This is a genomic window from Acinetobacter sp. AB03, assembly GCF_058107045.1.
Window position 1 is genome coordinate 1708429 of record NZ_JBUEBA010000002.1, and the last position, 20882, is coordinate 1729310.

Annotated in this window: 18 protein-coding genes and 1 pseudogene; 4 read left to right on the plus strand and 15 right to left on the minus strand. The window is 38.8% G+C overall.

The features are described 5' to 3' along the window. Window positions 1-472: 472 nt before the first annotated feature. The 3 genes from ACY3FQ_RS08670 to ACY3FQ_RS08680 form a co-directional block, all read right to left on the minus strand. Window positions 473-1642: a fatty acid desaturase family protein gene (locus ACY3FQ_RS08670; RefSeq protein ID WP_279664456.1), complete on the minus strand. Its 1170-nt coding sequence runs from the start codon at window positions 1640-1642 to the stop codon at window positions 473-475. A gap of 12 nt (window positions 1643-1654) precedes the next feature. Then, window positions 1655-2683: a flavin reductase family protein gene (locus tag ACY3FQ_RS08675; RefSeq protein ID WP_236769487.1), complete on the minus strand. Its 1029-nt coding sequence runs from the start codon at window positions 2681-2683 to the stop codon at window positions 1655-1657. 225 nt (window positions 2684-2908) lie between these two features. Then, window positions 2909-4024 carry an S-(hydroxymethyl)glutathione dehydrogenase/class III alcohol dehydrogenase gene (locus tag ACY3FQ_RS08680; RefSeq protein ID WP_236769481.1) on the minus strand — a complete coding sequence of 372 codons (1116 nt, stop codon included), beginning with the start codon at window positions 4022-4024 and terminating at the stop codon, window positions 2909-2911. A gap of 118 nt (window positions 4025-4142) precedes the next feature. Here ACY3FQ_RS08680 and ACY3FQ_RS08685 point away from each other — a divergent pair, with 118 nt between their 5' ends. Together ACY3FQ_RS08685 and ACY3FQ_RS08690 are read left to right on the plus strand one after the other, a co-directional pair. Further along, window positions 4143-5696 (plus strand): phospholipase D family protein, encoded by a 1554-nt coding sequence (locus tag ACY3FQ_RS08685; protein ID WP_279664462.1) that lies wholly within the window; start codon window positions 4143-4145, stop codon window positions 5694-5696. Window positions 5697-5954: 258 nt separating this feature from the next. Continuing rightward, complete coding sequence (locus ACY3FQ_RS08690) at window positions 5955-6392, plus strand: hypothetical protein (RefSeq protein WP_279664464.1); 438 nt, start codon at window positions 5955-5957, stop codon at window positions 6390-6392. Window positions 6393-6454: 62 nt separating this feature from the next. Here the strand turns inward: ACY3FQ_RS08690 and ACY3FQ_RS08695 are convergent, their stop codons facing one another. From ACY3FQ_RS08695 to ACY3FQ_RS08725, 7 genes are all read right to left on the minus strand, one after another. Continuing rightward, complete coding sequence (locus tag ACY3FQ_RS08695) at window positions 6455-7048, minus strand: uracil-DNA glycosylase family protein (RefSeq protein WP_279664466.1); 594 nt, start codon at window positions 7046-7048, stop codon at window positions 6455-6457. 30 nt (window positions 7049-7078) lie between these two features. Then, window positions 7079-7789, minus strand: a complete 711-nt coding sequence (locus ACY3FQ_RS08700) for an SGNH/GDSL hydrolase family protein (RefSeq protein WP_279664468.1) — start codon at window positions 7787-7789, stop codon at window positions 7079-7081. A gap of 178 nt (window positions 7790-7967) precedes the next feature. Continuing rightward, window positions 7968-8291: a pyrimidine/purine nucleoside phosphorylase gene (locus ACY3FQ_RS08705; RefSeq protein WP_004693265.1), complete on the minus strand. Its 324-nt coding sequence runs from the start codon at window positions 8289-8291 to the stop codon at window positions 7968-7970. Window positions 8292-8442: 151 nt separating this feature from the next. Next, complete coding sequence (locus tag ACY3FQ_RS08710; RefSeq protein ID WP_087013063.1) at window positions 8443-9186, minus strand: SDR family oxidoreductase; 744 nt, start codon at window positions 9184-9186, stop codon at window positions 8443-8445. A 15-nt stretch (window positions 9187-9201) separates the two neighbouring features. Continuing rightward, window positions 9202-9900, minus strand: a complete 699-nt coding sequence (locus ACY3FQ_RS08715; protein WP_279664472.1) for a histidine phosphatase family protein — start codon at window positions 9898-9900, stop codon at window positions 9202-9204. Beyond that, window positions 9897-11018 (minus strand): phosphotransferase family protein, encoded by a 1122-nt coding sequence (locus tag ACY3FQ_RS08720; protein ID WP_279739798.1) that lies wholly within the window; start codon window positions 11016-11018, stop codon window positions 9897-9899. Before ACY3FQ_RS08720 ends, ACY3FQ_RS08715 begins: the two co-directional genes overlap by 4 nt. 96 nt (window positions 11019-11114) lie before the next feature. Further along, on the minus strand, window positions 11115-12356 hold the full coding sequence (locus tag ACY3FQ_RS08725) for an acyl-CoA dehydrogenase family protein (protein ID WP_489773866.1): 1242 nt from the start codon (window positions 12354-12356) through the stop codon (window positions 11115-11117). Between the two features lie 94 nt (window positions 12357-12450). Between ACY3FQ_RS08725 and ACY3FQ_RS08730 the strand changes: the two genes are divergently transcribed. After that, window positions 12451-13368 carry a LysR family transcriptional regulator gene (locus ACY3FQ_RS08730; RefSeq protein WP_279739795.1) on the plus strand — a complete coding sequence of 306 codons (918 nt, stop codon included), beginning with the start codon at window positions 12451-12453 and terminating at the stop codon, window positions 13366-13368. A 297-nt stretch (window positions 13369-13665) separates the two neighbouring features. Here ACY3FQ_RS08730 and ACY3FQ_RS08735 read toward each other — a convergent pair whose 3' ends face one another. The 5 genes and pseudogenes from ACY3FQ_RS08735 to ACY3FQ_RS08755 all read right to left on the minus strand — a co-directional run bounded on the left by ACY3FQ_RS08735 (window position 13666) and on the right by ACY3FQ_RS08755 (window position 19991). Then, window positions 13666-15351, minus strand: coding sequence for a T6SS phospholipase effector Tle1-like catalytic domain-containing protein (locus ACY3FQ_RS08735; RefSeq protein ID WP_279739794.1), 1686 nt, complete (start codon window positions 15349-15351; stop codon window positions 13666-13668). Then, entirely contained in the window at window positions 15351-15776 is a 426-nt protein-coding gene (locus ACY3FQ_RS08740; protein ID WP_078425614.1) for a hypothetical protein, read from the minus strand. The genes ACY3FQ_RS08735 and ACY3FQ_RS08740 overlap by 1 nt, the downstream gene beginning before the upstream one ends. Window positions 15777-15875: 99 nt before the next feature. After that, window positions 15876-16298 (minus strand): annotated as a pseudogene (locus tag ACY3FQ_RS08745) (hypothetical protein). Between the two features lie 159 nt (window positions 16299-16457). Then, window positions 16458-17363 carry a DUF4123 domain-containing protein gene (locus ACY3FQ_RS08750; RefSeq protein ID WP_279739793.1) on the minus strand — a complete coding sequence of 302 codons (906 nt, stop codon included), beginning with the start codon at window positions 17361-17363 and terminating at the stop codon, window positions 16458-16460. Next, a complete protein-coding gene (locus ACY3FQ_RS08755; RefSeq protein WP_489773868.1) occupies window positions 17364-19991 on the minus strand; it encodes a type VI secretion system Vgr family protein in 2628 nt (875 codons plus the stop codon). Window positions 19992-20384: 393 nt separating this feature from the next. Between ACY3FQ_RS08755 and ACY3FQ_RS08760 the strand changes: the two genes are divergently transcribed. Continuing rightward, the gene (locus ACY3FQ_RS08760; RefSeq protein WP_279664517.1) at window positions 20385-20882 is read left to right on the plus strand and encodes a thermonuclease family protein; all 498 of its coding nucleotides are present in this window, start codon (window positions 20385-20387) and stop codon (window positions 20880-20882) included.

Consider the following 20882-nt stretch of genomic DNA (forward strand, 5'->3'; position numbering starts at 1 on the left):
TGCAACTTAAACTTGCTAGTTTAGTCCATAACCAGACATATTGTTTAAAAAAGAAATCAAGCAAAGTCATGAAAAACAATGAAAAAACAAAAAAGTAAATATAAGTATAAGTATAATGACGCTGCGTGATTACCATCACAATATGCATCATATACAACTTATATAAGCGTATACCAATGAAAAATTGCAACTATTACACAAATTAGACAAATAACTGAGAGCCGTTTTCAATAGCAAATGAGCATGTATTTGAGCGACATAGCAAAGCTAAACAACTTTCACTGAAAAACCAATATTAACAATAATTTATTTTAAGTAAATGCCGACTATTCACATAATGATTAAATTTAATCCGACTTACACAAAGACATCATATAGAGGGATTTTACGCCCTACTTTTGTGCAAAAAAAGCAGAAAACTAATGGGTCAATATTATCCAATAAAGTTTCTGCTCTGGTACATGCTTGTGAGCTATGATTTAAAGATTTTTTTCTTCAATAAACTCAGATTGTGTTTCAGAAAAGACTGTGTAGGGTCACTTTTTTCATAACACTCATTTGGCAGTGAGTATTTAGCCAATTTCACCCAAACAGATGAAAACTGTTTGATAAAACTCGCTTCATTGTAATGAATTCCATACTCTGCGCACAGTGCTTTAATTTTGGGCGCGACTTGTGCGTAGCGATTGGCTGGCATGTCAGGGAAAAGATGATGTTCGATTTGATGACTCAAGTTCCCGCTTAAAATATGCAAGCCCTGTGTCCCACTAAAATTACTTGAGCCTCGAATTTGGCGCAGATACCACTCAGCCCGTGTTTCATTGTCGATATTGTCCATTTCAAAGTTTTCAGCGTCTTCGGTAAAGTGACCATTAAAAATCACCGCGGATGCCCATAAACTACGAATAACATTGGCTACTGCATTTCCTGCAAAGACTGGTAGTGCATTTGGCCCAGCAATGATGGGAAAAAATATATAGTCCTTAATCACTTGGCGTTTCATTTTCTGCCTAAAATCATATGACTCTACCCAGACTTCGCGCCAAGTTTTTGTTTTATAGGCCACCACATCTTCTATATGAAGATTTTGTATACCAACATACCACTCAAAAAACACCATTAACTGTGCAGCTAAAGGTAGATTCAGTAAAAAGCGAGGTTCCCAGACCTGTGCATCGCTCACACGGACTAAGCCATAGCCGACATCATGGTCCATACCAACAATATTGGTGTAGGTATGGTGGATATAATTATGCGTATGTTTCCAGTCGGGGCCTGTGGCCATAGTGTCCCAGTCATAATTTGTCCCATTGAGACTCGGGTCATTTAACCAATCAAACTGACCATGCATGACATTATGCCCAAGCTCCATATTTTCTATGATTTTAGATACACCCAATAAACCTGTGCCCAAAATCCATACTGGAGGCAGCCATCCTGCAAACATGAGTATTGCACGTGCGCTTATTTCACTATAGCGCACAAAATTTCGAATTTTGTAAATATATTGAGCATCTTTTTCATTGAGACTTTCCATCACTTCACGACGGATTGCTTCAACTTTCGCACCAAACTCTTCGATTTGTGCAGGACTTAAATATTTGGATTTACTGCTTTCACTAAAATAAACGGGAAGATTCATATCTATGCCTTCTTATAGGTTGATCACAACAGGACTAACCGCCTGTGAAATGCATAATTTAATTTGTGTGTTATTGTTTTGATCAAGCTCGCCTGTGAGCAGATTCCGCACCACACCCTGAACTTTTGTACATGAACAAGTATTACAAATGCCCATACGACAGCCATGTGCGGGACGTAAACCCGCTTGTTCTGCACTGTCTAATAAATTGCTTTGGGCTTGAAACTGTTGCTGCGAACGTTGAAACGTGACCACTTGAGCACTTTGGGTGTGGTCGACAACAATTTGAAAGTATTCGGTATGCAGATGGTCCACTAAGTCTAAAGCTTGATAGATTTCTGTCAGGCTTTGCATCATATTGGCAGCACCGCAGGCATAGCATTCACGTTGTTCAAAACCTTCAATCTTTTGGCTAAGCAAGTCTTGGCTCAGATGTTGTTTATGGGTCCGTGTATTGACATGATGATATTTAAACTGCGGATAATGTTCAGTAAGTTGTTGCAGTTCTGCATGAAAGCTATCATCCCGCGTAAAGTAAATGAGATCAATATTGGAAACTGTTTGTGGGCGTTTTAATGCTGCATTGATCAATGCGTAAATTGCAGTAATACCACTTCCCGAGGCAATCATCAGTGCAGAGTGAGGCTGACTTTTTAAAACAAATTCGCCCTGCGGTTTGGAAATTTCAACTACACTTTTTACAGGCTGTTGAGTAAGTGCATTTGAGACTTTGCCCTGTTGTTTAACAGCAATCACAAGATTGCCATTTTCTATAATCTCGACAATTGAATAGCTGCGCTGCCAACGTACACCAGCAATGAGTACTGTCACTAAGATACTTTGCCCAGCTTGATAGTCGGTTGCTTTAAAATGATGATTTGGCTGTAACTGCATGTACACAAAGTCATCTGACAAGTGATGCTTTGCAACAATCCGCGCTTTGGCTTTTTTCCATGCCCATAGCGGATTTACTTTTTCAGCCAGAAAATCGATGAAATCTTCACGTACCCATTCAGGACGGTATTCAACATGCTTTCCCATAGTCACCCTCTGCTTTAGTTTATTTTTATACAAGTGTGCATTATTGAGACATCAAGATAAGGTGAGAACCTATTTTCGACTATGTCATAAAAGGACAAAATCTAACGAATTGACATTTTTTATCATTTTTGTCTAACAATATGAGCAGTTCTGCCAATTTACTTTTCTTCAAGCAAAAAACAAAAAACCAAGCCGCAGCTTGGTTTTTAAACACATTACAGCGAATTAGTCTTCAAAATGAATCACCGTACGGATTGATTTTCCATCATGCATTAAGTCAAAGGCTTCATTGATTTTGTCGAGACCCATGGTATGCGTAACAAATGGAGCTAAACGAATGTCGCCAGTCCTGGCTTCTTCAACCATACCTGGCAGTTGTGAACGACCTTTTACACCACCAAAAGCTGTCCCTTTCCAGGTACGGCCAGTGACCAGTTGGAATGGACGTGTTGAAATCTCTTGGTCTGCACCTGCCACACCAATAATCACCGACTGTCCCCAACCACGGTGTGCACATTCAAGTGCTGAGCGCATGACATTAGTATTACCAATACATTCAAATGAGTGATCAACCCCCCAACCCGTCATTTCAACAATGACTTCTTGTACAGGTCGCTCATGATCTTTTGGGTTTACAAAATCAGTTGCTCCGAATTCTGCTGCTAATTTATATTTGTCAGGGTTCGTATCAACCGCAATAATACGGCTGGCTTTGGCTTTTTTTGCACCTTGTACAACTGCTAGACCAATACCACCTAAACCAAAGACTGCAACGGTATCACCCTCTTGTACTTTGGCTGTATTTTTGACTGCACCTAAACCAGTGGTCACACCGCAACCCAATAGACAGACATGTTCAGGGTTAGCATCTGGATTGATTTTAGCCAAAGATACTTCTGCGACAACGGTATATTCAGAAAAGGTTGAACAGCCCATATAGTGATAAATCGGTTGCCCATTATAAGAAAAACGCGTTGTACCATCTGGCATCAAACCTTTGCCCTGCGTCGCACGGACTGCAACACATAGATTGGTCTTGCCTGACTGACAGAATAAGCACTCGCCACACTCAGCCGTATACAGTGGAATAACATGATCACCCGGCTGAACGCTGGTTACACCTTCACCGACCTGAACTACGATACCCGCACCTTCATGGCCTAAAACTGCTGGAAAAACACCTTCAGGATCATCACCAGATAAAGTAAATGCGTCGGTATGGCATACACCTGTATGGGTAATCTTGACTAAAACTTCACCTTTTTGCGGTGGAGCAACATCAATTTCTACAATTTCCAGAGGTTGTCCAGGTCCAAAGGCAACAGCTGCACGTGATTTCATTTTCGCTATCCTTAACAGGTCTTTAACAGATGCGCTACAGTAACCGCTTTTTATTCTCTGTTTAAACCTATAACATGTGAAATGTATAACGTATAAAAATTAGGTATTTAAAAGAAATATGGCGATACCGACTCATTGTCGACCGCTGATTTTGCTGAGCACCGTTTTAACACTCGCGGGATGCCAGCTCGCCCCCAATCAGGCTAAGCCTTCAGCCCCTGTAGAGGTATATGCAGAGCATTGGCTCAATGGTCAAGATGCATCCGCACAGCAAAAACAGGGACTTACGGCTTATTTGGCGTTGGATGAGGCATTTATGAGCATTGCCTCACGCTTACACTTGATACGAGAAGCCAAGCACAGTCTAGATGTCCAATACTATATCTGGGGAGATAACTTTATAGGCCATATGATGTTGCACGAACTGCTAAATGCTGCGGATCGTGGGGTGAAAGTACGTTTATTAATTGATGACCAAAACGGCACAGCACTTGATGAAACCTTCAAAAAGTTGGCCGCTCATCCCAACTTTGAAATCAAATTATTTAACCCTTACAAATACCGCCATTTACGTGTGATTGATTATGCTTTCCGCTTCAATCACATTAACCATCGTATGCATAACAAGCTGATCATTGCTGATGGGGCAATTGCGGTAACTGGTGGTCGTAACATCAGCAGTGAATACTTTGATGCCAGTGAAAAGTTCCAATTTACAGATTTGGACATTTTGTTTTATGGGCAAGCTGTAGAACATGCTAACAGTGTATTTCTAAATTTCTGGAATGATGATCTCAGTTATACCATTCCCCAATTAGTGGGTCGTGGAACAAAAGAAGAACTGGCTCAATTAAAACAGCACTATGAAGCGGATGCCTTAGATAAAAATGTGATTGAACAGAAAATTGATTTGGCTCGGATACAAGTCGATTCAGAGCTGACTAAACATCCTGTTAACTGGGCAAAGGCTCATTTCATTGCCGATTCTCCCAATAAAATTCGTGGTGAAGCAAAGCCTGATGAAATCATTGTCAAACAAATGTTCGATTTGATGGGTAAGCCTGAAAAGCATATGGAGTTGGTCTCCGCATATTTTGTTCCAACCACAGCAGGTGCCGACTATCTCTCCAATTTGGCAAAAAATGGAACTCGAGTTCGGGTCTTAACCAATTCGTTATTGGCTAATGATGTTGCCATTGTGCATGCATTTTATAAAAAATATCGCCGTGGCTTGCTCGAAAATGGCGTCAAATTATATGAATTTAAACCCTATATCGAACGAGAAAAATACACATGGTATGAAGTGGCAACTGGTCATGTGATTCCAGCTAAAGGTCGAAGTTCCTCACGGCTCCATGCCAAATTTTTTGATATAGATGGAAAAGTCTTTGTCGGTTCGTTTAACTTTGACCCGCGCTCAGCCCATTTAAATACAGAAGTGGGCTTAGTGGTAGAGTCAGATCAATTGCAAAATGCAATCTCACATAAGTTAGATGAATTTCTCCCGCATATTGCTTATGAGTTAAAACTCAACTCTCAAGGCGATATCATTTGGCTTGAACATCAAAAAAATGGAACTGTCATTGAACATCAAAAAGAACCCGAAACCACAAAATTTCAGCGTTTTATGATGAAAGCCGTGTCATACCTACCCATTGAATGGATGATGTAATTACAAGTGAATGACGTTATCCATATTCTCTAATATACGATAGCTTTCTGTTTAGGCTGAGTGCTTTGTTTTTTAGGCTCAGCTTAAAAATACTTTCTATATTGCTATTTTAAATAAACAACTTTGAATATAAGACTCGTACAGAATAATTGGATCTGATACCTAAATTCATTCAAGGGCTTGAAAGGTTTTACTCAGTACACACTTTGATTTAACATGCAGCCCATCTTTTTTATCTCCCCTTTACAAAGTTTAGTAATGCAATTTTTTGATTTAAGTCGTCAGTTTAATCTCAGTAATATTTTAACCCCTTACAAAACACTAGAAGATCTTGCTCGACAAGAATGGTTTCTAAGTAAAGTGCGTGTTGAGCATGACTGCTTGAGTGACAATGACATGGTTGAAGGGCAAGTCGTTTTAAAATCCAATCAAAATATCCAAATTGAACTGGAGTGGCTAATCCAAGATACAGGCCATGAACTTTTGGTTCAGTTTAAAGGGATCGAAACAGCTGCAAGCGAAGAGACTTTTGTTTTGGTGAAAGGTGCACAATTGATCGATGAATCGCAACAGCCACTTTCGGCAGGTGCACTCAGCCTATGGATTGATGGAACATTATTTCCTATGCTGCCACAACTATGTAAACAGATTAAAGCGCGGCTTAATCTCTGGGACTATGTTGAGTACGAAGACTAAAGCAGACCAACCATCTACGAATGGCTGGAATATTCAGTCATGTGGATAATCCAAATAGTTACCTAAAGTAAGCCTATTTCAGAAAATAAGTTGTAATAAGCCTCGGCTTTTTTCTCTAAAGCCAAAGGATAGGCACGAGAAGAAGATGGCATCCGATAAAGCCTCAGGTCTCGCCCAGCAAAATGTGTCTCGGACTTCATGCCAATTTGTGGTTTTAACGTACCTGTGGACATAGACAGCATGAGCGTATCAGTAGCTTTATCGCCAGTGGTCATCACACTATGACATTTGGGCATTTTTTCAAGTAAATGTTGCACATTGGTTGGGGTAATAATGTGCAAAAACTTATCCGAAGCATTGCCTTTTTGGCGAATCACTTCATAGGCCGTATCAAAAATCGCAATGCCCCGTTCATTTAAAAATGTACGGATCTGTTGTTCTTTAAATGTCTTCTGCTCGATATTGAGAAAATAATTTTTATCTTGGAAAAAACACAGGCCAAATATTTTCCACATATCATTTTGAAAATTTGGATAGTAAAAGTCCATTTTCCAGCGGGTCTTGGGCGGCGGAAAGCTGCCCAGCATCAATAATTTGGCATTAGCTGGGAGGAACGGTTTAAGTGGATGTTTTTCGATTTCAACTGAATGTGTCATAAGCTATAAAAAATTTGTCTTTATTGCATTTTAAAAAGATTGGCGTATTTTTTCAGCCACTTGTTTACCCCAAAATTGATAAATTTCTTTGCTAGGGTGGAAACCGTCTTCGGCCATAACGAAGTTTAAAGCCAAAAACTTCTTGAGATCGTACTCTATCCACTCCATCTGATTTTGCTGTGCGACAAATTGGCCTAATTTTAAGTTCATCGCTTTGGCATATTGACCGAACAACCATGCAAGTGGGTTTGGAAGTGCAGGAAACTGATCCATCGGTGGTACACCTGATGCAAGTGTTAGTTGTGGACTAAACTTATGTTTGAGTATGTCATAAAGCTGCTTCTGTTTTGCGATCCAAGCCTGCGGCGAAGTGAATTTTGTAATGTCATTTACGCCCACAGAAGTAATGATGACATCAAAATGCTGTGTCTCAAGCGTTTGGATGGACTGAATGACCTGATCTGTGGTGAATCCCGTCATTGCGTGTAAATAAAATTGAATACTAAACTCAGATGACAGTTCTTTTAAAATTGCTCCCAATAACGCATCATCCTGAACATTTACACCGACACCTGCCGCTGCTGAATCCCCCAAAATGAGCAAAGCAAGCGACTTACCCACGCCCTTTTGTCCAATGCGCTCTCCTTCGGGTTCAGCCAATCTTGGTGTATTTTTTTTGACAGCATAGCCCTGAAAAAGAATGACTGGAATCAAAGCCAAAGTATAAATTTTTAATCGCATATTCAGTGACTGGGTCTAAGCTAGCTGAGAGATGAAAATAGTATACGTTGAATTGCGTCTATACACTGACTTAAATAGTCTTCAGAAATATTGCTTCAAAGTTAATGATAAAAAATACATATAATCATAAAGTTACAAGAGTTAATGTTATTCTAACAATTTGAATCTTTATCTTCGGCTATTTTTCCAAGTGACAAATATAATCTACGACTTCACTTGCCATCATACTAAAGCGGCTGTTGGCAGGAACATCAAAACTTTCACCTGCATGATACAGCCTCATTTCAGTCTGTAGCCCAATTTTAACTTGGCATTGACCTGAAACAATTTCAATATGCTCCGCGACATGCGTTTCAAAAGTCAGTGGTTGATCTGTAGGCAAAATAACGCCAAGGGTCTTTTGTGAACCATCTTCACATTGAATAACATGGCTAATTGAGCGCCCACCAAAATGGACATTGGGCTTTTTTCTAACTGAAACAAAGTCGAATTGTGTGGACATCTTAATCACCTTTTTCTTCAATGCTACCTCGGGTTTATGACCAACTCATGAATGCACTCAAATGATCATCTGTAAACAGCAACGTATGTTTAGAAGGCACTCACATAGTTAAAAATAAAAAGGCTGATTGATAGCCTTTTTATTTCAATCATTAGCCCAGTTTATTGACCAATTTCAGCGGTAAAATTTTCATTGCTAAACCTAGTGGTAACCACGGCCATTTAGGGACATAGGCTTTTACAGGGGCTTTTTCAATTTCTGCTGCCAACAGTCGTGAACCTGTTTTTTCATCCACTTCAAAAGGTAGTGGTTTTGCACCCTCATTGATTTCTGTACGAATATAGCCAGGGAAAATCGTGGTGACTTTGATTGGGGTATTGAGAAGTTCTGCACGAATACCTTCGGCCAAATGTGCAACACCCGCTTTACTTGCACCGTACGCTGTCAAATGTTTTGGCATACCGCGGACTGCACTCATAGACGAGATAACAACCAAATGCCCTGCATTTTGCTCACGGAAAATTTCAACTGCAGCTTCACACTGCGCTAGAGCTGAAATAAAGTTGGTTTCAACCGTGGCTTTATTAATCGCAAAACTGCCTTTACCAATTCGACGCCCATCTCCAATTCCAGCATTCACAATTACGCGGTCTAAATGACCAAACTCTTGTTTAAATGCACGAAAAACTTCAAACACTTGATCGTAATTGGTCACATCTAAAACTTTAGGAATGACTTTTATCCCGTACTTGCTCTCAAGTTCCTCTTTTAGGCTTTCAAGGCGATCTAAGCGTCGTGCACAAATTGCCAAGTTATAGCCTTTTTGTGCAAATTCACGTGCCATACCTGCACCAATGCCAGAACTTGCCCCTGTAATTAAAATTGTTTTAGCCATGTCTTAATCCTGTCCTTAGATCCATGTCAGTAAGTTTGAGTTTTCGGCTTTAATAAAATGATGTTCATTGAGACTTAAAAGCTGAGGTTCATTCCCCACCAGTCGCAATGTGGTCATGCTGCTGTTGGCAATAGCCCAATTTAGCGCAAAGGTTTTATTTGGACTTAAACCTAAGAGCTTACCTGCAACCACTGAAATTACACCGCCTGAAGTAAATACCACAGCATAGCGCGGTTTGCTTTGAGCCAGTTCATCACACAAATCTTGTAAAGCACTTTCAATTCGGCTTTTAAATTCAGGCCATGATTCATCGTATTCATGGTGATAGTCGCCACCTGTCCAGCGTTCAATTGCCCCTTCAAATATCTTGGCCAAATATGCACGTGGGTTCGATTCTTTAGCCACATCGGCTTTGAGTAAATGTGGCTCGTTAAAACGCGGTTCGTAATGGGCAAAGACTTGCTGATGATTGAACTCATTCCATGCAGGATCTGTTAAGACATCTACTTCAGGAAAGCACTCAGCCAAAGAAATACATGCCGTTTGCTGATGTCGCTGCATGGAGCCTGACACCACCACAGGCGCTTCTTTTAAGATCTGATCAAAATATTGACCTAAAATTTTGGCTTGGAGTTCACCATTGGGAGAGAGTTGATCATAACTTTCTGCACCAAAAGATGCTTGCCCGTGGCGAATGAAATAAATAGTGGTCATTTGCCTAATATTTCCTTCATTTTAACAATGTATTTTTGAGCGACTTCATTGGCTTCAATTTTTTGTAAACCAATCAATTTAAGTGCGCGAATATGGAGAGCATGAATTAAAATCCAAAAATCTTTGAAGGCAGGATTATTGGTCTGTTTGTGGTGATAACGATAATAAATTTGTTGAGCAATCACAGCTAAACGGAAAACACCAAAGACTTCATAAAAGGTCCAATTTTCTACTTCTAAACCTGTTTTTTCTAAATAATAATCGACCACTTCTTTACGTGTGAACATGCCTTTAAGATTTGTCGGTTGACGACGTGTCGCTTTAAATAGTGCACTATCCGACTCTTCAACCCAATATGCCAAAGCCGAACCTAAGTCCATCAGAGGATCGCCGAGCGTTGCCATTTCCCAATCCAAGACACCAATAATTTGTGTCGGATGATTCGGATCTAAAATAATATTATCAAAACGCCAATCGTTATGAATTACGCAGGTTTTTGAGTCTGCTGGAATGTTATCCTTCAGCCACTTACGTACATATTTAAATGAAGGGACGTTAATGGTTTTGGCTTTTTCAAAACGAGCGTCCCAACCTTCCACTTGACGACGGCAGTAACCATCACCTTTGCCAAGGTTCTCAAGCCCTGTGCCTTGGTAAGGGACTTGATGAAGTTCGATTAGTTTATCAATCACATTGATACACAACTCACGAACTTGGGCTTCTTTAAAATCTAGCTCTCTCGGTAAATTGGCACGTGGAATAATGCCTTCTACACGTTTCATCACGTAGAAGTCACAGCCAAGAACAGATTCGTCCTGACACAATGCAACCATTTCGGGAAGTACAGGATAAAAAGGGGTTAAATTCTTTTGCACATGATATTCACGTGCCATGTCGTGTGCAGATTTAGCTTTGGTACCTTTGGGTGGGCGGCGTAGAATCAGATCGGCATTGTCGTATTTCAATCTATACGTCCAGTTAGATGCACCGCCTGAGTATTGCGTGACTTCAACTTGCCCTTGTAGATCGACACCTTGTGCTTTGAGCCAGTTTTCTACGGCTACAGCATCTAGTTCTTCACCCGCCCGAACTGTTCCACCTACATCAATCGCTGACATTCTTTTTTCCCAAACTATCAATCTTTTCTTTATAACTTAGAAGATCATCTGTTCTTATTTCAACACGATGAATTAAAGAGATAATCTTCTCCTCTATTATTTTTTACGACGCGTACTATAGCCGCGTTTTGCCAGTTCTAATTTTGCAATCATGCCTTTATGCACTTCATCCGGCCCATCGGCCAAACGCAGTGAACGTGCTTGGGCGAAGAAACCTGTCAAAGGCGTATCACGCGACACACCTGCTCCGCCGTGAATTTGAATCGCCATATCAACCACTTTTTCAAGCACACTTGGCGCAACGACTTTAATGGCAGAGATTTCGGTTAACGCTGCCATATTCCCTAAAGTATCCATTTTATACGCAGCATACAAGGTTAATAAACGTGCTTGATCAATTGCAACACGTGCATCAGCCACGCGCTCTAGGTTCCCACCTAATTTTAAAATTTCTTTGCCAAATGCAGTACGACTCATACCACGATCGATCATCAACTCTAAAGATTTTTCCGCAGCACCAATGCAGCGCATACAGTGATGAATACGACCCGGGCCTAAACGACCTTGAGCAATTTCAAAACCTTGACCTGCACCACCAATAAAGTTGGAAACAGGAACACGAACATTACTAAAGCTAATTTCGCCATGACCATGGGGTGCATCGTAGTCACCAAAGACTGGTAACATTCGTTCTATTTTGACTCCAGCCGTTTCAACAGGTACTAAAACCATTGAGTGTTGATGATGACGATCTTTGGTTTCATCTGGTGTATGTGCCATAAAAATAATAATTTTGGCATTGGGGTCGCCTAAGCCTGAAGACCACCATTTACGGCCATTTAGCACAATTTCATCGCCTTCGATCACGGCTGTTGCTTGCATATTGGTCGCATCGGATGAAGCAACAGCTGGTTCTGTCATGCAGAAAACAGAGCGAATTTTCCCATCTAAAAGCTGCGTAAGCCACTCTTGCTTTTGAGCTTCAGAACCATAACGCCACAATACCTCCATGTTGCCACTGTCAGGCGCATTACAGTTAAACACGGTCGGCGCAAGGAGACTACGACCTGTGAGTTCTGCAATATGAGCATACTCTTGAACCGATAAACCTTGGCCCAATTCAGGACATGGCAAAAACATATTCCATAAACCCGCAGCTTTTGCTTTGGCTTTGAGCGTTTCAAGTTGTGCGGGCCACTGCCATTTGGTCCAGTCGCCACCTTGGTTCAGTTCATGTACCTCATGCCAAAAGCCAGTTTCGATCGGCTCAATTTCGTTTTGAATAAATTGTTTGGTACGTTCTACATAATCTTGAGCACGTGCTGAAAGTTCAAACATGGCTACTTCCTTCGATCTATTTTGATATTTTCGCTTTACATCAACATAACCTGAAAACTAATATGAACAAAATGATTTTATTTTATAGATCAGCATGAACAGTATTCATAGTAAGTTACCCATTGATATGGGACTTTTTCATCGCATCGATATCAATTTATACCCACTTTTTATTGCGATTTATGAGCAAAAAAGTATTTCAAAAGCAGCTCAAATCTTGTCGATTACGCAGTCTGCTGCCAGTCATGCCTTGCAGCGTCTACGTAGCCATTTAAAGGATGATTTATTTGTTCGCTCTGGCAGCCAAATGCTTCCAACACCTTTTGCAGAACAAAATTACCTGATTATTAAAAATGCTTTAATTGCAATTCAAAGTATTTCCATGCAGCAGCAAAGCTTCGACCCGAACATGGTTCAAAGCCTAAAAATTGCGATTCATGATGAAATCGAACCAATTGTTTTCCCAAAGTTAGTCGCTCACTTTCAGAAACTTGGATTAAGTATTCAGTTCATGAGTAGTAAGCTGGACCGTAAAACGGTAGATGCCGATTTAGTTTCTCAACAAATTGATTTTGTGATTGATTTGGAACAAAATTTTGGCGATAAAATTCAATTTGAGAGCCTAGTCAAAGACCAGTTTGTGGCTTGTACTCAGCTCCAGCAAATCAATGCTGAATTGTATTTGGCTGCACCGCATATTGGTGTATCTTCGCGGCGTACTGGTGTTTTGGTTGAAGATGTTCATTTAAATCGTAAGCAACTGTCTAGGCAGGTTTTCTTGCGTTGTCAGCACTATTCCACTGCGCTACAAATTTTAGAGCAATATCCAAATGCAATTTTAACGATTCCTCAAAATATTTTGAGCCATTTGCATGTTTCCCCTCTACTCAATATTTTTGATGTTCCTGTAAAACTGCCGCAAATGAATATTGGAATTTTTTGGCATAAAAATTTAATGGAAAATAAAAGACACCATTTTTTAAGGAGCGAAATTCATAAAATTTTTGCTTAGGCTATTTTATAAGAATTTTAAAAAACTCGAAGTTTGAACTTAACTTCTTATCTTGACTGTCATTTGGAACCTCTAAACAACCAACGCACTAGTCTTACAAATTACTCCTTGTTTTTCTAATTCTGTATCTTTGTTATTTGCACCATAACCATTTGTAGGGCACTCAATATGAAAGTAAACAATAAGCATCTCATCTTAAGATGCTTAAAATATGGAGTAAATATTAATTTCTTAATAGCACTTATAAGGAGTTAAAACTGTTTAAAACTTAGCGACGGTACTAAGAATTTATTCTTTTTACATAGCTAGCGGCAACTGCTCTTGCTTAGCTCGTTCAAATGCATCAAAAAATTCTTCTTGTTGTACTTCCCTATTTACCACAGTGCATACTGCTTTATCTTCTGCAGTTTTTTGATCTACCTCTTCTCCCTTTCCACTACGACGGGACTCATATACCGTCCTTTGACGGAAATAACTAAATGGTTCAGCATTACTCATAAAACCGTACTTAGAGTCATGAATATAGTTTTGATAAAAGCTCATGATTTCTGGTGTTGATTCTTTATGCCAACTCGCGAACTCCCAATCATCTACGCCTAAGAAAAACTCATATGCTTTTGAAACAGGTGATAATATTCTAAAAATATTCATTCCACCAGATTTAATAGGTGCTGTTAGCTTTTGTAATTTTTCTAAGCGGCTAATTTCAGTTGCCATATCTGATGGGCCGATCGGTAATAATTCACGAAATTTATTCTCTTTACGCACATTTTGACTGACAGAGGCTATCTTACTTCTCGCCAATGTCCCATACGCACTATAATAAACTTTCATTGCAGCAGCAATTTGATCTTGAACTTTTCCTGTAGACGACATTTGTGCTTTTACCGCATCATACAAACGCTGTGTTTCATTTTGAATTTCAAACTGTTCAGTAAATAATGCCCCATATTTTTCTTTTAATTGATTATAGTCAAACATTCGAACACCTGCACTGACAGCATCTTCCAACATGTCTTTCAATGGGATACGGGCAAAGTTATCATTTACATTCTGACTACCAGGTGTATAGCCACCACCAACATCGGAATGCATGCCTGGATAAACAAGTTCTTTCCAATTTGGATTGGCAATTTGACCATTTCCTTTATGAATTAAATCGACAGGGAAAGCAAAGCGCAGCTCATTTCCTGCAACATGGTGCACACACATTTTAATGCGTTCATCAATGACCATATCCCGACCTTCAAAGGTTAAATTATTATTTAAGTTGGTCGCGGGTAAGCCAAATGAGGCAACGGTATCAAAGATACCCATAAATTTAAATTCAATAGGGTATTTTCCAGTGCCGTAACTTAAACCGTTACAATCAGATTCGCATTGCCACATAAATTGATTCGTAAATGCACGGGCTAGAGCTGCTCCACGAGAGAAGCCGAATGTAGAAATATTAATTTTTTTAATGAGGCGATGTTGCTTTAAACTATTATCGACCTCTGCAAAACTATACACTTTTTTTTCATTGGCATACTTACCTGTGTCTATTTCTGATTTTTTTGCATTTAAAATCATGACTTGCTTTAAGGCATCATTAAGTTGATCTTCGCCATAATCTAAGCGTCGGGTTCCACCTGTCCCCACACCAAGGCCAAAACCACTATGGTCTTGCATCATAGCGAGTGCACGTTGAAATATATTTAACTCACCATTAAAACGTGTGCCTACGCCTGATACATAGATTGCATAATTTGACTTACACCCATTACTCTCACTTTCTTGTGCATGCTGATCAGCAGATTTCCACAACCTAGCTGGATTTGACCATTTCTTTTTTTCTTCATCAGCATCTTTGTTATTACCTGTACCATCAAAAAAAACTGAAATATGGACTACATCTGAACAATCCTGTTTTGCAGTAGGCGGTGTATTGGAAACATCACTATTGGTTTCTGTTGTTCGTTTTATTATTGTTTTTGTAAACATTATTTAGCTCCATTATTTTTAATTTTTTCTCGCCACTTTAATCCTTTCTCCGTTGGGACTGGCCAATTAAGAGAAGTTATAATTTCAATTGTATCATCAGGATATAAATGAACAACAAGGTATTTTTTATCCTTAACATCATTTTTATTTAAAATAACTTGATTCTTTGATTTATGTAATTCACCAGTTTTTGCATCTTTCCACGTAACGTCTTGTAAACCAATTTTTACGGCAGATGTATTCATGGATCCAATGGCTCCGCCAATAATATGATTATTTAATTTGACGTCATAAGTATTATAAGTTGGATTATAATTAGCTGATGTTGTACCCATATAATATGTAGCATTTGGTCCAATACCTGCACAACCTGCAGCACTAAAAACTAAGCTGATAGGTAGTAGGATTAACTTCTTTATATTCATAGTAGTTCCTTGTTTTCTTTAAAATATTTAATCTATGTAAACATATCTAATTTATATAGATTAAATAGCTTTAATCGTTTTCGTAAACATTATTTAGATCTATTTAGTTAACCTATCATACCAAGCATTACCTTTTACAGTCGGATTTGGCCAATTATTGGATGTTGAAATTTCAATACTATCATCTGGATATAAGTGTACCGCCAAGTACTTCATTCCGTTAATGTCTTCTTTTGTTAGGCTGACTTCATTTGTAGCATTATGAACTTGCCCTGTTTTTTCATCCATCCATGTGACAATTTAAGTTCCAGCTTTTACTGGAGAAGTATTCATAGATCTTCCATATCCTCCACCTATTTCTGTACCATTTAATTTCACCATATAGCTTGCATACGCTGGATTATAATTAAAGGATACTTCTCCCATGTAATATGTTGTATTTGGTCCAATACTGGTACATCCAATTAATTCAAAAATAATTACTGATATTAAAATTAATTTTTTAGGATGAATCAATATCATTGCTTAAATCTGTCCATATGCCCAGTTTCCGATACAGCCAGATAATGTCACTGGTATAATGATAAGTAAAAAAAATAATACTTTGTAATTCATATTTACTCTTTCTTGAGAATGTATGTTGATTCATTTTAATAAGGTATATAAAAAACTAAAATTATATTATTCAGCTTTAGCCATTACATTATTCATCACTTGATCCATTGTGAATTTTTTATCTTTCAAATGAATCAACAGGTACTGTAAATTATGATCTGACTCAAATTGATCTTTGTAAATCAGCTTTAAACAGATGAAATTTAAAATATCACGTGTACCTGACAAGTCATAAGCTCTTGCTTTAGGGATACTCTTAACCACCAACTGATACAGAGTATCATCATCAATTTTATCGACTAAAAATGAGTTATTGAGTTTAAGATAATACATCAAATTATCGGGAAAGGTTGCCTCGACCATCATTTCTTCTTGTTCACTAGAAAAGTGTAATGGTGTTTCTATGGATGGAAGTAATTCAACACGCTCATTCAAGCCAAATATGCCCTGCAAATTACCTGAACGATCCCAGTACCACCAACTTTGAATCGGTTTAAGCAAGGTTTCAATTTGTTGTGGATTGAATACAGGTCCTTGTACATATAATGTTTTATCGGCTTTGTGACCAACCAATGTTGCTAAGATAGCAGGATCCCAAAATGCTAACATCATTTCTAGACCACCATCGAATTCGACATCTAAGAATTGGCGTAAGTGTTTATATAAGTAATCAAATGACAAGGGTGAAATAATAATCGTCATTTTGGTCGTGCCAGCGATATTTTTTTCTATCCACTCCCATTCGAGTGCAGTCAAGTCTTTTGGTAATTGCAGTAAATGTGGAGAGATTTCTCTAGCCTTTTCGCCACCTGCTTCTGTCAAGAGGCATTTTTGCCTTAAGTGCTCTAAAACTTTTAAGAATGTTTTATCTTGGGCTGCATCGGCTAATGCATAAACGTTTAATCCAACTTGATCAAGCGGATACTTTTCAAATGTTTTAAAGAAAATTTGGAGACTTTGGTTGCCTATCATTTACATTCCATCTCCTTTGTTAATAAAAGCACCACGTTGTGCTGCTCGTCGAGCGAGACATTCCCAACAAATATTGTTAGGGAAAAGAGGAAGTGTAGGACTTTCACTCGCACCTGCTGTAAAGAGATGTTGACTGGCTTTGGCAGTAAATTTATTTGGTGTAATGACGGTAACCCCATCACCATTAATTTTTAAGGCACTGTTTTTTGCTTTAAATACAATTTCGGTCGGGCTGTGAATTTCTACTTTGCCTTCAGATGAGGTTATTTTGACGTCTAGTCGTGCTGAAACATCTAAGACATTGTCTTGTGATTGCAGATCAAATTTGCCTTTTGCTGCATAAATTTTTAGATCGTCTTCGCCTGCAAAAACACTGACTTTTTTCTTGGCATTCAATATGAGCTGTTCATCTGTACTAACATTGATAGATTGACCACCGCCAACGGTAATACTATCCAAAGCATTCATATGAATGTCTTTCCCTGAAACCAGAGAAATACTTTCTGGTGATGCCAAGAGCATCAGAGCATCTTTCGTTGCTTTTAAGTCAGACCATTGTGATTCAATCGTTTTAATATATTGATCAATATTTTCGAGCATATCTGCAGCTTCAGCTTTTTGCTTAACTGCATATTCAGATAGTGCTTTCATACTTTCCAAACTTTCTGTGAAGTTTTGGACGGCTTCTTTTGTCTCTAAGTGTATATCGGTTGCTTTATCCTGAACAAACGTTGAAAGATATAGTCCTTTACTTCGAATAGCACCTGCATAATCAGTTCTAAGTTCAAAGCCTTCTCCACGACCATCACTTTCAGCTTTGTCTTTTGGATGACTTAAATTCCCTAAGTTCAGTTGGGTTGCACCGTGACTGCTATGTAATTGGGCACTGATTTGCCCTGTGGTATCATCAAAACGCAGTTGGTTATAGCCCTCACCACCGACTTCTTTTGAACGGATTCCACTGAGTTTTTTGGTATCAGGGAGTTGTCCTTTAATATCAAATTTGGTTGGCGAACGCTGCGCTTCGTGAATACGGCCAGTCACAAATGGACGATCGATATTGCCATCAAAGAAGTCGATAACAACCATTTCATCCTTACGTGGTAAAAAACGTGCACCATAACCTTCGCCTGCCCAAGGGGTGAGAACATCCACCCATGCCGAATCGGTATCAGTGTCATTTGATCCAGCACCACCATCGTGTGCATGGTCTTCTATACGTGTGAATAAGAAACGGACCTTGATTCGCCCCCATTCATCAACATGGATTTCTTCACCATCACTCACAACTTTAGCGCGTTGTACATGTGCAGCCGGACGATGAGTCAATGGATCATATTCAGGAACAACCTCAATCGTACGACGTACGACAGTTAGCTCATTTGCTTGGCGTTCTTGATCACTGTCTTTACTCGTTGCCCAATGACTTAAACTTAACAACTTTTCAACTTGATCTTTGATATCTTTTGGAAGGTTATTTTGATTATAAAAATGCTTCGTTAAGATTAAAAATTCTTTATCCTTTGGGCTATGGTTCTTCTCTAACTCTGGATGATCATTCAACTGAAACCAATAGCCAACTTGAGTATCACGTACACTACTATTTGCGATAAAATATTTTGCCTGCAAAGCCTGATATTGATTCAGCTGTTTATTGAGTTTATCTAATTGACCATTTCCTGAAGCAGTAGCCTGATCTTCCCCTTTTAGATCACCAATCCAAGCAGGTGAGACATTCCAAGCTTGCTCCAAAGTTAAGCTTTCATTATCTTGCTGGGCACTGTGTTGATGTGAACTGATCACTGAACCACTTGCGTCTTCTTGCCTCAAACGATTCGCTTGCCAACGTTGTACGTGAATGGCTGTCGGTTGCAATTGACGTTGCGCAATAAAGCTTGTAATGCTATCTGATTGTTCTGTGGCATTTGAACGATGATAGCGAATGCTTCTTCGCTCAATTGCTTCAAATTGAGCATTATTATCTATTAACTTAAGTATTTGTGGCTCAATACTGTCACCGTTACTTGAAACATAAAGATAAGACTCATCAACCAACCAATTAATCGCCTCTTCACGTAACAGTCGAGTTAAATAAGCATAATCGCTTTCGTTCGACTGCATGGAGAAAGGGCGTATATCGTAATTCCTGCTTAAACCACTGGTATCTAATCTTAGACTTGCAGCAAACAAAGGGCTCTTACTTTGCCATTCTTTGAAAAGAATTTCACAAATTTCCACCACACTTTTATTCATAAAGACACGGCTATTACACCGTTTGTGCAATAAACTAGTGGTATCCTGCATGGTGAGCCGATAGAGACTCAAAGCACCATCACTTTGCCCTTGGCTTGCACCTGTAATAATTCCTGTAGTTCTATATAGTTGACCTGAATCTGTCACCTGATCAACGGCAATTTGGCATCCAATAAATTGCTTTAATTCGATATATGGATTTGTAGATAAGCAGATCAGTTCTAAGGATAACCCATCATTAATACCATGATAACCTTCGAGGTGTTGCAGCATGATTTGAGAATTAACTGCTGCATTTGAAAGTTGAATACTAATTGCTCGTTTTTGCAGTCCAAAACCAAGCTTATCCAAAATAGTGGAAATATTATTTATCATTATTATGACCTTAATTTTACAAAAATATGCTAACAAAACAATGTATTGTTCTCAAAACTATTCGGTATATTTTTTGTTATCAAAAATAAATGATTATTTGTCTTATGAAAATATCAGCTTAAATAGCATTCAAATGATTTAAAGGAATACAAATTCACTCAATTAAACTGACTAATGGCTATTTTACTTCGTTAAAAATTTGTTCCAGTTTACTTGTTTAATTAAACATCTATTTTCTTATGAAAAATAAACACTTGAGATCACTTAAAACATTTTAAATAGTGTATCTGCCATACAATGTCTTTTTGATATTTTTATTTTCCATTACTCTCCTCTATGTTTGATCACCTGCCCAATAGCTGGCTCATCGGTATTGGCTTCGCCCTTTTCCTGATGCTGGTATTTACTTTTTATAAAATACAAAATGCTCTCAGCCAATTTCTCCATCCCTTTAAAAAAGGTAAAACCTATTGGTGCCGAATTACGGCTATAAGTGATGGTGATACGCTAACATGTTATCGCTTTAACTTTCGACGCTCTGAAACCAAATTACGCTTTGCGTATATTGATGCGCCTGAGTCCACTCAAAGCTATGGGCCTGAGTCCAAACGCTTAATCAAAAAAATGGTTTATCGGAAAGTGGTTCGTGTTCGCATTACAGACATTGACCGTTATGGTCGCTGTGTAGGTGAAATCTACCGTTTTCGGAGAAGTATGAATGAAGAGATGGTCAAACGTGGTGCAGCATGGGTCTATGAGGACTATATTAAGGATAAAAAGCATTTGAAACATATGAATGCTTTACAAAGTCATGCGAAAAAGCACAAGAAAGGTTTATGGCGCGGCACCCGCCCTATTCGCCCGAGTGACTACCGCAAAATGAAGAAGTAG